Annotated in this window: 8 protein-coding genes and 4 pseudogenes; 4 read left to right on the forward strand and 8 right to left on the reverse strand. The window is 65.1% G+C overall.

Annotated elements, in window-relative coordinates; translation table 11 throughout:
• From G3436_RS03515 to msrA, 3 genes and pseudogenes are all read left to right on the forward strand, one after another.
• Positions 1 to 940: 2-oxo acid dehydrogenase subunit E2 (locus tag G3436_RS03515; RefSeq protein WP_178116307.1), on the forward strand; the 940-nt coding region annotated here is incomplete at its 5' end.
• A gap of 286 nt (positions 941 to 1,226) precedes the next feature.
• Positions 1,227 to 3,921, forward strand: a pseudogene (locus G3436_RS03520) (putative bifunctional diguanylate cyclase/phosphodiesterase).
• Positions 3,922 to 3,989: 68 nt separating this feature from the next.
• Complete coding sequence (gene msrA, locus G3436_RS03525; protein WP_163941348.1) at positions 3,990 to 4,655, forward strand: peptide-methionine (S)-S-oxide reductase MsrA; 666 nt, start codon at positions 3,990 to 3,992, stop codon at positions 4,653 to 4,655.
• Positions 4,656 to 4,809: 154 nt separating this feature from the next.
• Here the strand turns inward: msrA and creD are convergent.
• The 4 genes and pseudogenes from creD to rloA2 all read right to left on the reverse strand — a co-directional run bounded on the left by creD (position 4,810) and on the right by rloA2 (position 9,010).
• Positions 4,810 to 6,143, reverse strand: a pseudogene (gene creD, locus G3436_RS27275) (cell envelope integrity protein CreD).
• A gap of 97 nt (positions 6,144 to 6,240) precedes the next feature.
• A pseudogene (creC, locus tag G3436_RS03535) lies at positions 6,241 to 7,675 on the reverse strand (two-component system sensor histidine kinase CreC).
• Positions 7,675 to 8,354: pseudogene (creB, locus tag G3436_RS03540) on the reverse strand (two-component system response regulator CreB). The pseudogenes creC and creB overlap by 1 nt, the downstream one beginning before the upstream one ends.
• 155 nt (positions 8,355 to 8,509) lie before the next feature.
• The gene (gene rloA2 / locus G3436_RS03545) at positions 8,510 to 9,010 is read right to left on the reverse strand and encodes a retropepsin-like aspartic peptidase RloA2 (RefSeq protein ID WP_163941353.1); all 501 of its coding nucleotides are present in this window, start codon (positions 9,008 to 9,010) and stop codon (positions 8,510 to 8,512) included.
• A gap of 179 nt (positions 9,011 to 9,189) precedes the next feature.
• Between rloA2 and G3436_RS03550 the strand changes: the two genes are divergently transcribed.
• Positions 9,190 to 10,077, forward strand: coding sequence for an acyltransferase (locus G3436_RS03550; RefSeq protein WP_163941356.1), 888 nt, complete (start codon positions 9,190 to 9,192; stop codon positions 10,075 to 10,077).
• Here the strand turns inward: G3436_RS03550 and G3436_RS03555 are convergent.
• From G3436_RS03555 to G3436_RS03570, 4 genes are all read right to left on the reverse strand, one after another.
• On the reverse strand, positions 10,067 to 11,224 hold the full coding sequence (locus G3436_RS03555) for a glutathionylspermidine synthase family protein (RefSeq protein WP_163941359.1): 1,158 nt from the start codon (positions 11,222 to 11,224) through the stop codon (positions 10,067 to 10,069). The two genes, G3436_RS03550 and G3436_RS03555, sit on opposite strands and share 11 nt — an antisense overlap.
• Before the next feature lie 9 nt (positions 11,225 to 11,233).
• Complete coding sequence (locus G3436_RS03560; protein WP_163941362.1) at positions 11,234 to 11,920, reverse strand: DUF1190 domain-containing protein; 687 nt, start codon at positions 11,918 to 11,920, stop codon at positions 11,234 to 11,236.
• 15 nt (positions 11,921 to 11,935) lie between these two features.
• Positions 11,936 to 12,364, reverse strand: a complete 429-nt coding sequence (locus tag G3436_RS03565) for a DUF350 domain-containing protein (protein ID WP_163941366.1) — start codon at positions 12,362 to 12,364, stop codon at positions 11,936 to 11,938.
• Positions 12,365 to 12,434: 70 nt separating this feature from the next.
• Positions 12,435 to 13,001, reverse strand: a complete 567-nt coding sequence (locus G3436_RS03570) for a DUF2780 domain-containing protein (RefSeq protein ID WP_163941368.1) — start codon at positions 12,999 to 13,001, stop codon at positions 12,435 to 12,437.
• Positions 13,002 to 13,074: the final 73 nt, after the last annotated feature.

Consider the following 13,074-nt stretch of genomic DNA (forward strand, 5'->3'; position numbering starts at 1 on the left):
GGCGGCTGCGCCAGCGCCAAGCGGTGCCAAGGTGCACGCCGGCCCGGCAGTACGCCAGCTGGCCCGCGAGTTCGGCGTCGAGCTGAGCGCCGTGGCAGCCACCGGCCCGCACGGTCGCGTACTCAAGGAAGACGTGCAGGTCTACGTCAAGGCCATGATGCAGAAGGCCAAGGAAGTACCGGCTGCCGGCGCGACCGGTGGTGCCGGCATCCCGCCGATCCCGGTGGTCGACTTCAGCCGCTTCGGTGAAACCGAAGAAGTGCCGATGACCCGCCTGATGCAGGCGGGTGCCACCAACCTGCACCGCAGCTGGCTGAACGTGCCGCACGTGACCCAGTTCGACAGCGCCGACATCACCGAGCTGGAGGCCTTCCGCGTTGCGCAGAAAGCCGTGGCCGAGAAAGCCGGCGTCAAGCTGACCGTGCTGCCACTGCTGCTCAAGGCCTGCGCGCACCTGCTCAAGGAACTGCCGGACTTCAACGCCTCGCTGGCCCCTAGCGGCAAGGCGATCATTCGCAAGAAGTACGTCAACGTCGGTTTCGCCGTGGATACCCCGGACGGCCTGCTGGTTCCCGTGATCAAGAACGTCGACCAGAAGAGCCTGCTGCAACTGGCTGCCGAAGCCGCGGCCCTGGCTGAAAAAGCCCGGACCAAGAAGCTCTCGGCAGACGACATGCAAGGCGCCTGCTTCACCATCTCCAGCCTCGGCCACATTGGCGGCACGGGCTTTACGCCGATCGTCAATGCGCCGGAAGTGGCGATCCTGGGTGTGTCCAAGGCCACCATCCAGCCGGTGTGGGACGGCAAAGCCTTCCAGCCCAAGCTGATGCTGCCGCTGTCGCTGTCGTACGATCACCGTGTGATCAACGGCGCCGCCGCTGCGCGCTTCACCAAGCGCCTGGGCGACCTGCTGACCGACATCCGCACCCTGCTGCTGTAACTGCTGTTTACCGCAGGCCCTCTGCCGAGGGCTTGCGGCCCCCTTTCGAGCTGCCACGCTCGTACCTCAACCCCGTCATCTTGGCGGGGCTTTTTTTTGCCTGCGATATCCCGTCGCACCTGCCTTTGGCCCAGCTCGGCTGAAGAAATCCACTGGGCTGCCGACATAGTGCATACAGGTGCCACTGTTGTGCTTGTCAGCCTCAAGCACATGATGCAACCTTGCTCAATCGCGTAGCAGCACTTCGCCCAGCCCGCGCCAACAGCCTTCTTGAAGCGAGCTCCCCATGAAAAGCCAACCTGATGCCGCCAGCCGTACGGTGGCCGAGGTAGTGACGCAGTTGCCGGTGCCCTCGCGGCTCGGCATGCTGCGTTTCGAACGGCTGAACGAAGCAAACTGGGCGATGCTGTTTCTCGACCCTGGCTGTGAACGCCAGTTCGGCCTGCCGGCGGTCGAGCTGTGCGCCCTGATCGGCTCGCCCTACGCCAGCCTGATGGAGCCCGAAGCCCGCTACAAGCTGCACGATGCCATCGAACTGCAACTGGCCAACCGCCCGCACTACCTGGTGCGCTACACCCTGCACACCAGCTTCGGGCCGCTCAATGTGCTGGAGCTGGGTGAAGCCTACAGGCAGCACAACCGGCAGTTGCTGCGCGGCTACCTGCTGGTGCTCGATGCCCAGCCCAACGACACCCCGGATCTGTCTGCCGCCGAGCTGGAAACCCGCAACAACCGCCTGCAGATCGCCCTGCAACTGAACCAGCAGGCGCAGCAGGAACAGCTTGAGCACCTCGATCGGGTGCGTGCCCAGCAAGACCTGATCCTGCGCCTGGCACGCCAGCGCTACAGTGCCGACAATTCGCTGCAGGAAGCCGCCGAACTGATCACCCGCAGCGCCTGCGAGATCTACCGCATCGACTGTGCCAGCATCTGGTACCTGGAAGGCCAGCAACTGGAGCCGATCTCGGCGTTCTACCGCGCCACCCAGCAGTACCACCTGCCCGAGCCGATCGACGCCAGCCATTTCCCCGACTACCTCGAGGCACTGCACACCAGCCGCGCCATCGATGCACACAACGCCGCCGACGACCCGCGTACCCGCGAGATCGCCGAAAGCCTGCACCAGCGCGGCATCCAGGCGATGCTCGACGCCAGCATCCGCATCGACGGCCAGGTGGTCGGGGTGCTGTGCCTGGAGCACGGCGGCTCGACGCGCGCCTGGCAGTCGGACGAGATCGCCTTTGCCGGCGAGTTGGCCGACCAGTTCGCCCAGGTCATCAACAACCACAACCGACGCACCGCCACCAGCGCCCTGCACCTGTTCCAGCGCGCGGTGGAACAGAGCGCCAACGCCTTTCTGCTGGTCAACCGCGACGGCGTGGTCGAGGTACGTCAACCCCAGCTTCACCGAGATCACCCAGTACACCCCCGAAGAGGTTCACGGCCATCGCCTGTCCGAACTGTCGGCACTGGAGAACCTCAGCGAGCTGCTGTTCGACTCGCCGTCCAGCCTGGCCATGGGCAACAGCTGGCAGGGCGAGTTCAAGAGCCGGCGCAAGAACCTGGAGCCCTACTGGGGGCAGTTGTCGATTTCCAAGGTGTATGGCGACAACCGCGAGTTGACCCACTACATCGGCATCTATGAAGACATCACCCAGAGCAAGCTGGCGCAGCAGCGCATCGAGCGCCTGGCCTACACCGACAACCTGACCAGCCTGGGCAACCGCCCGGCCTTCATCCGCAGCCTCGACGAGCGTTTCGAGCGCGACAGCGACAGCCCGATCTGCCTGCTGCTGGTGGACATCGACAACTTCAAGCGCATCAACGACAGCCTCGGCCACCAGACTGGTGACAAGCTGCTGATCAGCCTGGCACGGCGCCTGCGCAACAGCCTGAGCCCCGGCGGCAGCCTGGCGCGCTTTGCCAGCAACGAGTTTGCCGTGCTGCTCGAAGGCACCAGCATGGACGCCGGCCAGCAGGTCGCCCAGCAGTTGCTCAACACCCTCGACAAGCCGATGTTCGTCGACAACCAGCTGATCAACGTCACCGGCTCCGTGGGCCTTGCCTGTGCCCCGCTGCACGGGCGCGATCCGCAGACCCTGATGAAGAACGCGGGCCTGGCGTTGCACAAGGCCAAGGCCAACGGCAAGCACCAGGTGCAAGTGTTCACCGAGGCGCTGAACGCCGAGGCCAGCTACAAGCTGTTCGTGGAAAACAACCTGCGCCGCGCCCTGACCCAGAACGAGCTGGACGTGTTCTACCAGCCCAAGCTGTGCCTGCGCAGCGGTCGCCTGCTCGGGCTCGAAGCGCTGCTGCGCTGGAACCACCCGGACAAAGGCATGATCCGCCCGGACCAGTTCATCAGCGTGGCCGAGGAAACCGGCCTGATCATCCCCATCGGCAAATGGATCGCGCGCCAGGCCTGTCGCATGAGCCAACTGCTGAGCACCGAGGGCCTGGGCAACCTGCAGGTGGCAATCAACCTGTCACCCAAGCAGTTCTCCGACCCCGAGCTGGTCAGCTCGATCGCCACCATCCTCAGGGAAGAGGCCCTGCCGCCGCACCTGCTGGAGCTGGAACTCACCGAAGGCCTGCTGCTGGAAGCCACCGAGGACACCCACCGCCAGCTCGACGAGCTCAAGCAACTGGGGCTGACCCTGGCCATGGACGATTTCGGTACCGGCTATTCGTCGCTCAGCTACCTGAAGAAATTCCCGATCGACATCATCAAGATCGACCGCAGCTTCATCCACGAGATCCCCGACAACCAGGACGACATGGAGATCACCTCGGCAGTGGTGGCCATGGCCCACAACCTCAAGCTCAAGGTGGTTGCCGAGGGCATCGAGACCGCCGAGCAACTGGCGTTCCTGCGCCGTCACCGCTGCGACGTGGGCCAGGGTTACCTGTTCGACCGGCCGATCCCCGGCAGCGAGCTGATCGAGAAGCTGCGGCGCTACCCGCGTGGTCCAATCGCCTGACAGCGACGAAACACTCGGGCACACTACCGGTCTATCCCTAAACGTCCTGCCTTGAAGAGGAGTGGCTCATGGCCCTGCGTTCGGAAATCCTGGTGAACAAAAACGTCCTGCCGACTGCGGAGCAGGCCCTGCCTGGCCGCGAAACAGCGATGACGCTGCCTGAAAAACACTTCGTGTTCGAAGACACCCCGCTGCTGGGCCCGTTCTTCGACGACGTCGATTTCGCCATCTTCGGCCTGGGCTGCTTCTGGGGTGCCGAGCGACGCTTCTGGCAACGTGACGGCGTGGTCAGCACCGTGGTCGGCTACGCGGGCGGCTTCACCCCCAACCCGACCTACGAAGAAGTCTGCTCGGGCCTGACCGGCCACACCGAGGTGGTGCTGGTGGTGTTCGACAAGGCCAAGGTCCGCTACCAGGACCTGCTGGCGATGTTCTGGGAACTGCACAACCCGACCCAGGGCATGCGCCAGGGCAACGACATCGGCACCCAGTACCGCTCGGTGATCTACGCCACCTCCCCCGAGCAGCTCGAACTGGCCCAGGCCAGCAAGGCGGCCTACCAGGCCGAGCTGGACAAGGCCGGTTTCGGCCCGATCACCACCGAGATCGACCAGGCGCCGACCGTGTACTTCGCCGAGGCCTACCACCAGCAGTACCTGGCCAAGAACCCGCAGGGCTACTGCGGCATCGGCGGCACCGGCGTGTGCCTGCCGCCGAGCCTGCAAGGCAACTGAGGCGGCTCACTGCAGGCGGCCGAGCATTCGGCTGCCTGCCTAGCGTCTCCCTGCAGTACGCCCCCTTGGCCGGTAACGCCGACGCCTACGGCCCAGATGCGGTTGATCTCGGTCACCATGATCTCCCCCAGGCAGCGCTCCTCTCGCAATCCGCTCATTTCAAGATCCCCTGTCCCACCTGATACCAGTCCAGCCGACGCGTCAGCACCATGAACACCCCGAGCAGGCCGAACAGCAGCAGCGAGCCCATCAGCAGCGCGTAATCCTCGGCACCCAGCAACCCGTAGAGCATCGCGTAGAGCACCAGCAGCCCCGCCGCAAACCCCAGCCCGCGGCCCAGGCTGCGCAACACATGGCAGAGGTAGAAGCCGATCAGCAGCACGCAACCGCCGGCCGACAACGCATAGGCCAGGCCGAACCCCAGGTGTTCGGACAACGACAGCAACAGCAGGTAGAAGAATGCCAGGGCCACGCCCACCAGGGCGTACTGGATCGGGTGCACGCTGAGGTGCTTGAGCACTTCGAACAGGAAGAACCCGGCAAACGTCAGCGCGATGAACAGCAGCGCATATTTGATCGCCCGCTCGCTCTTGAGGTACTGGTCCACCGGGTCGACGAAGCTCACGCCAAAGCTGCGGCCCCTGAAGTCGTCACAGGCATTGTTGGTCACGCACTGGGCCAGCGCGTCTTCAAGGTTGGTGGAGAAGAACGAGGTCTGCCAGCGTGCACTGAAGCCCTGCGCATCGATCTCGCGGCTGGCCGGCAAGTAGTTGCCGATGAAGCTGGGGTGCGGCCAGTTCGCCGCCATGTTCACGGTGGTGCTGCGCCCCACTGGCAACACATGCAGTTGCCCGGTGCCCTGCAGGCTGAGGCCGAACGCGTAGTCCAGGCGCAGCTCGGTGCGTGTGTCGACGGCCGGCAGGGGCACATGCACGCCACCGCCCAGCCAGGCCAGGCCGGTGCCGGCCTGGAACGCCAGCGACTGGCCGTTCACGCTCAACTCCAGGTTCTTCTCGATGCCGCGGATGTCGCTGATACCCACCGCCAGAAACGCCGGCTCGAAGCGGTAGTCCTCGAAGTCCTCGGTGATGCCCCAGCGCTCGGGCAGCTTGAACTGGCCGCTGATGCGGTTGTCGGCGTGGAACAGGCGGGCCTGGTAGATGCCGCGCGAGCGCAGCTCGGTAGCGACCTTTGCGTCGACCTCCAGGGTCTCGGGCAGGAAGTACAGGTGCCCGGCCACCGTGCTGGTCTGCTGCTCGGTGTTGCCGTCCACGCTTTTCCAGCTGCGCTGACCTTGCGGTACGGCACCACCAGCACCGGCCCGCTGATCTGCTGGCTGTAGCTGGAGCTGTGGGCGATGTCCTCAAGCACGCTGTCGCGTTGTGCCTGGCGGTCCTGGATCAGGCCACCGATCATCAGCAAGGGGATCAGCAACAGCACGATCAGCAAGGCGATGGCGCCCAGTTTAAGGCTCAGGGTTCGGTTCATGGGCAAGGCTCCGGTTTCGATGGCGCCAGTGTGCCCAAGGCATGTGGACGCGGTTGGGAGCCTGCGTGGAGTTATGTGGAGCCTGTGTGGAGAACGCTCAGCTGAAGCGGTTGGCCGGCAGCCACAGGCGCACGCGCACGCCATCCTCGACGTTGGCCACCTCCAGCGCGCCGCCATGCAGTTGCATCACCTCTTCGACGAAGTTCAGCCCCAGGCCGGTGCTCTTGCGCCCGGTGCCGGGGCGCGGCAACGAATAGAAGCGCTCGCTGAGCCGGCCCAGTGCATACGCCGGGATCGCCGCCCCCTGGTTGTACAGACTCAGCGCCACCCCGTGCGCCGTGCGGCTCCAGCTCGACCGCCAGCAGGCCGCCGGGCGGGGTGAAGTCCAGCGCATTCTCCAGCAGGTTGCCGATGGCCTGGCGCAGCAGGAACGGCTCGCACAGCACCCGTGCACTGGCCGGCACGCGCTGGCGCAACTGCAGGCCGGCGCTTTCGATACGCGCGCCCTGGGCCAGCAGCACCTCGTCCACCAAGGCGGCCAGCGCCACCTGCTGCTGCTCTTCCAGGCCCTGGCGCTGCTCGACCTGGGCCAGGTCCAGCAGGCGCTCGATCAATTGCTGCATGCGTGCACTTTCGCTCTCGATGTTGCTGGCGAAGCGCTGGCGCTGGTCGTCGGGCATCGGCCCCTGCAACAGCTCGCTGGCCCCGCGAATCGCCGCCAGCGGGCTTTTCAGCTCGTGGGTCAGGGTGTGCACGTAGCGCTCCACGTACGCCTTGCCCTCCAGTTGCGTGCGCATGCGCTCGACCGCGCCGGCCAGTTGCGCCAGCTCGCCACCGCGGTAGTGCGGCAGGGCCACGCGCTCGCCTTCACTGACCGCCTGGGCGTAACGGGTCAGGCGGCGCAGCGAGCGCGCCAGCCACCAGGACAGCGCGGCCCCCACCAGCAGGCCCAGCCCGATCAGGCCCAGACCGAGGTTGAACAGGCGTTGTTCGGAGCGATCGATGTAGGGCTGCAACGACTTGTTCGGCTTGGCTACGGTGACCACGCCGATGATCTTGCCGCCATCCAGAATCGGCGCGGCCACGTGCATCACCGACGACTCCGGGTCGTCGGGGTCGCTGCGCGTCGAGCGCGCACCGTACTCGCCGCGCAGGGTGCGATACACGTCGTTCCAGCGCGAGTAGTCCTGGCCCAGCGCCTCGCCACTGGAGTCGAGCAGCACCTTGCCAGTGGCGTCGGTGACATAGATGCGGTGGTTGACCTCGGTCTTGGCCAGGCCCCAGATCTCGGCCTTGGGCTGACGCTGGCCGTAGGCCTTGAGCAGTTCAGGCAGGCGGCTCTGGCCGAGGGTGCCGGCCTTGACCTCGTCACGCAGGATCTCGGCCAGCAGGTTGGCGGTGTCTACCAGGGTTTCTTCGGTGGACTGGCGTACCCCGGGGCGTACCTGCTCGCGCACGGTGTTGAGGATGAAGTAGCCGGTCAGCCCGACGAACAGGAAGTACACCAGGAAGATGCGGATACCCAGGCGCATCAGCTGTGTCCGGGGCTGTAGCTGTAGCCCAGGCCGCGGTGGGTCTGGATCGGTTCGGCATCGCCGGCCACCTGGCGCAGCTTGGCGCGCAGGCTCTTGATGTGGCTGTCGACGTTACGCTCGTAGCCGGCTTCGGCCGGCACGCCGGTGGCATCGAGCAGTTGCTCGCGGCTCAACACCCGCTCGGGTTGTTCGAGCAGGCATTGCAGCAGACGGAACTCGTGGCGCGTCAGGCTCAGCAGTTGGCCGCGGTAGGCTATCTGCAGGCGCTGGGTGTCGATGCTGAACGGGGCCGGGGCGACGTCGGGTTCGCTGCGCGGTGCCATGCGCTTGAGGATCGCACGCACCCGCGCGGCCACTTCGCGCGGGCTGAACGGCTTGACCACATAGTCGTCGGCACCGATCTCCAGGCCCACCACGCGGTCGATCTCGCCGTCGCGGGCGCTGAGAAACATCACCGGCACTTCGCTGAAGCGGCGTAGCTGGCGGCAGGTTTCGAAGCCGTTGATGTCCGGCAGGCCGATGTCGAGGATGATCAGGTCAGCCGGGCGCTGGCGCTGCTGCTCCAGCGCGGCACTGCCCAGGGTCACCCATTCGGTGCTGTGGCCATCGCCTTGCAGGGCAAAGATCAGGGTGTCGGCGATGCCGCTTCGTCTTCGACAATCAGGATGTGGGGCATGGGCAGTGCAGGCCTGGCAGGTTTGGGTGCACTTGTAGGGGATTCTCTACCGCCTGACAAGGCCCCTTCGCTGGCAAGCCAGCCCCCACAGCTTTTGTAGCGCACACAAAACCCCTGTGGGAGCTGGCTTGCCAGCGAAGCTTTTTGCCCTCACCTCAGCATTCAGGCTTGCCGGCCGTGAAGCGCCGCGCCGGGTTGACTGCCGCATCGAACTCGCGCAGCGCCTTGGCGCCGATCAGCAGCGGGTAATTGAAGCTGCTGCGGTCGGTCAGGTTGACCTCCACGGTACGCTTCACATCCCCCAGGCACAGCTCCAGGTCGACCACCGGGCGCTTGGCCGGGTCGGGCGCCTCGCCCTCCTCGTCTTCGTCGGCGCGGCTCTTGATCTTGCTGATGCGCGCCACCTTGTGCTCATACACCTTGCCGTCGGCATCCTTGGTCGCCAGGCGAAAACGCACCCAGTCCTCACCATCGCGCGTGAAGCGCTCGATGTCCTTGGCCGACAGCGACGCGGTCAACGCACCGGTGTCCATCTTGGCCTTGAGCGTCTCGCCAATCTCCGGCAAGCCGATGTACTCGTAACGGCCATACAGGGTCGGCTCGGCGGCCATCACCGGCAAGGCCAGCAGGGAAAGCAGTGCTAATACAGGTTTCACCGGTTCAGCTTCCTTGAAAAAGACAGGGTTTAGACTGCCAAAGCAGCATAGGTTCGCCGCAACAGGGTATTCAACACAATGTGAAACATTTGTCTGGCCCACACTGGCCGCAAGGTTTGGCCTGAGCCAAAAGCCTGCTTATCATGGCCAGTCGCCTACCTGGAAATCAGAGTTTTCTTATGCGCCGCCTGCTCACCGGCAGTCTTGTGACCCTACTGTTATTGCTCAACACCCTGCTGCTGATCGGCCCGCTGCTGGTGTTCGCCCTGCTCAAGCTGGTACTGCCTGGGCGCTACCGGGACCGGGCCTCGAAGGCCGTGATGTGGATTGCCGAATCCTGGGCCGAGGTCGACAAGCTGATCTTCGCCCTGTGCATTCCCACCCGCTGGGTGGTGCACGGCGCCGCCGAGCTGCGCCTGGACACCTCCTACCTGATGGTCAGCAACCACCAGAGCTGGGTCGACATTCCCGCGTTGATCCAAGTGTTCAACCGGCGCATCCCGTTCTTCAAGTTCTTCCTCAAGAAGGAACTGATCTGGGTACCGCTGCTGGGCCTGGCCTGGTGGGCACTGGACTACCCGTTCATGAAGCGCTACAGCAAGGCCTTCCTCGACCGCCACCCGCACCTCAAGGGCCAGGACCTGGCCATCACCCAGGCGGCCTGCGAACTGTTCAAGCGCCAGCCGGTGACGGTGGTCAACTACCTCGAGGGCACGCGCTTCACCCAGGCCAAGCGCGCGGCCCAGGGCTCACCGTTCCAGCACCTGCTCAAACCCAAGGCCGGTGGCGTGGCGTTCGTGCTGGCGGCACTGGGCGAGCAACTCGACGCCCTGCTCGACGTCACCCTGGTGTACCCGGGCGACACGCCCCCCGGCTTCTGGGACCTGGTCAGCGGCGCGGTGCCCGAGGTGATCGTGGATATTCGCGTGCGCGAACTGGACCCGGCCCTGTGGCAGGGCGACTACCAGAACGACCCACTGTTTCGCCAGCACGTGCAGGCCTGGGTCAACCAACTGTGGCACGACAAGGACGCGCGCATCGAGCAGTTGCGCGGGCTCAATCGATGATTGCATGGGGCAGGAAACGACTGCTGTCCTTGGTGATCAACGAATGGTCTTCGCGGATGCCGATGCCCGCCGGCTGATCGCCGACCATCCAGCTGCCGATCACCGTGTAGCTGCCTGCAAACTGCGGCAAGGCATGGAACTGCTGGATGACGTTCGGGCCACCGCCATACGGGCCGCCTTCTTTCACGCGCTGACCATCGTGGGCATGAATCTCGACGTTGGCGCCCTCGCGGGAGAAAAACGGCTTGCGTACCCAGCCTTTGGCCACGGTCCGCTCGGGTGAGGTGTCCATGAAGGCCGGCAGCAGGTGCGGGTGCCCATGGTGCTGCTCCCACAGCAACGCCAGCATGCCCTTGTTCGACAGCACGGCCTTCCACGGCGGCTCGACGAACAGCGTGCCACTGGCGGCAATGGCCGGGCCGAAACGGTCGCGGAACATGTCCTCCCACGGGTACAGCTTGAACAGGCTGGGGATGGGCGCACCGCGGGGGTCGACAAAGCGCCCGCTCGCGTTCAGGCCAATATCCTCGACGTCCACCAGGCGCGTGTCGAGCCCGGCCGCCGCCGCGATGTCGCGCAGGTACTCGACGGTGCCGCGGTCTTCCAGCGACGCCTTCACCGAGGCGAAATAGAACGGCGTGGCAAAGGTGTTGGCGGTGAATACCTGGCCGAGTTTTTCTTCCAGGCTGTTGAACTGGTCTGCACCCGCCGGCAGTACACCGCGGCGGATCTGCTGCTCCAGCCACAGGTACTGGAAAAAACCTGCCTCGTACAACGAGGTGGGCGTGTCGTAGTTGGCCTCCAGCAACTTGGCCGGGCCGCGGCCGTCATAGCTGAGGTCCATGCGCCCGTAAAAGTGCGGATGCCCCTCACGCCACGAACGCCGGACCAGGTCACGGTAGTCGCGGGGAATCGCCAGGCGCTCGAGCAGTTCTTCGCTGTCCACTACCCGTTCCACCAGCTCCATGCACAGCTCGTGCAACTGGCGGGTCGGCTCCTCCAGCTCGTCCTCGATCTGGCGCAGGCTGAACTGGTAATACGCCGACTCGTCCCAGTAAGGCTCGTTGCCAAAGGTGTGAAAGGTGAAACCGTAACGTTCGGCAGTGGCTTTCCAGTCGCCGCGCGGGGTGCAGGCAATACGTTTCATCGCGCGCCCTCAGGAACCGAAACCGAAGCCGCCACGCCCCGGTACGTGGGCGGCGAAACCCGAATGCGTGCCGACCGTCCAGGGACGCGCCGAGGCCATGAAGCGCGCCGGTAGCACCTGGGCATGCGCGTCACTGCCGGCACTGAAACGCGTTGACGGCGGATGCTCCTCGACCAGGCCGGCGTACTGGTTGCCACTGTTGACCTGATCGGTCAGGGACGTGGCCTTGAAGCCGTCGCGCCCCTCGCGCTCGTGATAGATCGCTTCTGCCAGGTAGCGCGGCTCGACGTTGACGTAGTCGTAGCGGCCACCGCCACCATAACTGCCCGACGAAGTGCCGCTGGACTGCTGGCTCTGCCAGTCGTCGTAGACCTGGCGCTCGGTGGTCAGCGCGAAGCCTTCCATGCGGGGTACGTGGAAGGTGCCATCCTGCCCCGGCTCACACTGCTCGAAACTGGCCAGGCAGTGATCCGCGTCGACGAAGCGCGGGGCATTGGCGTCATGGTGCCCCTTGGCCACGCTCCAGGCCGTGCGGCACACCGTAGGCGGCACGCCGGCACTGACGCAGGTGTCGACACGCTGGTAGCGGCTGAGCTCGCTGACCACACGGGTCGCACTGCGCTCGCTGTCACAGGCGGCCAGGGCCAGGGGCAGGCTGCCCAGGGCAATCAGCCGGATGCTTTTGCTGCGTTTCATGGCTGTGCTCCGCGCTCAGGCTGCTGGCGTCATGCACGCGGCATTGAGCATGCCGACACCGATGACCACCGAGGCCAGCAGGATCGCGGCGGCGCTCTCCTGGCGGCGGATGCGCTCCTCCATGCCCTTGACCACCAGGCTGACCACGAAGAACGCCAGCAACTGCACGGCGCCGGCGATCAGCGACCAGACCAGGAAATCGAGCAGCGAGATGGAATGCGAAATGGCACTGGAGACTGGAATCGCGAAGCCCAGCAACGCACCGCCCAGGGCAATGGCCGCAGCGCTGTTGCCTTCGCGGATCAGGGCGAACTCGTTGTAGGGAGTCAGGCGGGTGTAGATAAATGCGTAGAGTGCGAACAGCACGGCGGCGCCGGCCATGTAGAACAGAAAGCCGAACACGGCATCGGCCGGCAGGGACATCTTCAGGGCATCCATGAGCATCGGGGTCGCACTTCCTTGCTTGAGCGGGGCGGGACATATACCACACTGCCCCGTCCGCACAAAACGCCGGTTACACCGACGGCACCGCGGCCGGGCTGCCCCAGATACCGCCCAGGTTCTGCAACAGCGAACCGGCTACGCCTTGCTGGCCCAGGTACTGCAGGATCAGCGGGGCGAACTGGGCGATCATGCCGGTGTTCATGCCCAGTGCACTGAAGGCGTTGTTCAGGTCGTTGGTGTCCTTGACGTTGCCCAGTGCGTTGCTCAGGGCCGAGGAATTGCCACTTTTGCCCAGCAGCTCGCCAAGGCCACTGAGCCCGCCAAGGGCGTTGTCGCCCGACAGCAGGTCGAGGCCCGGCACAGCCTTGCTCAGTTGCGAATAGTCGCTGCCGCTGAGCTGGTGCTTGGCCAGGCCCAACAGGGCGCCGGTGCCGCCGATGGCTTGTTCGGGGGTGACCTTCAATTCGCTGCCCAGGGTATTGAGCAGGTTGGCCGAAGGGGCCGGGGCTTGTACCGCAGCATCCTGCTGTTGAGAGCCTTGCATGGCGGAGACGGCATTGGCGGCGTCATTGAGGTTGAAGGCCAGGGCCGAGGTGGTGGCAAGTGCCAGCAGGGAAAGCAGGGCGAAGCGTTTCATGGGGGGACCTCGTAGGAAAGCGAGGTTTTGGACCCGGATTTGCGGGGAATGTTCCGCCGCCTTCGCTGGCAAG

This window comes from Pseudomonas brassicae (assembly GCF_010671725.1).
Lineage (GTDB): Bacteria > Pseudomonadota > Gammaproteobacteria > Pseudomonadales > Pseudomonadaceae > Aquipseudomonas > Aquipseudomonas brassicae.

Bases quoted from the DNA above. Each gene is read 5' to 3' on its own strand.
- msrA (WP_163941348.1), top strand. From the start codon at position 3,990: ATGGCCCTGCGTTCGGAAATCCTGGTGAACAAAAACGTCCTGCCGACT.
- G3436_RS03550 (WP_163941356.1), top strand. From the start codon at position 9,190: ATGCGCCGCCTGCTCACCGGCAGTCTTGTGACCCTACTGTTATTGCTC.
- G3436_RS03555 (WP_163941359.1), bottom strand. From the start codon at position 11,224: ATGAAACGTATTGCCTGCACCCCGCGCGGCGACTGGAAAGCCACTGCC.
- G3436_RS03560 (WP_163941362.1), bottom strand. From the start codon at position 11,920: ATGAAACGCAGCAAAAGCATCCGGCTGATTGCCCTGGGCAGCCTGCCC.
- G3436_RS03565 (WP_163941366.1), bottom strand. From the start codon at position 12,364: ATGCTCATGGATGCCCTGAAGATGTCCCTGCCGGCCGATGCCGTGTTC.
- G3436_RS03570 (WP_163941368.1), bottom strand. From the start codon at position 13,001: ATGAAACGCTTCGCCCTGCTTTCCCTGCTGGCACTTGCCACCACCTCG.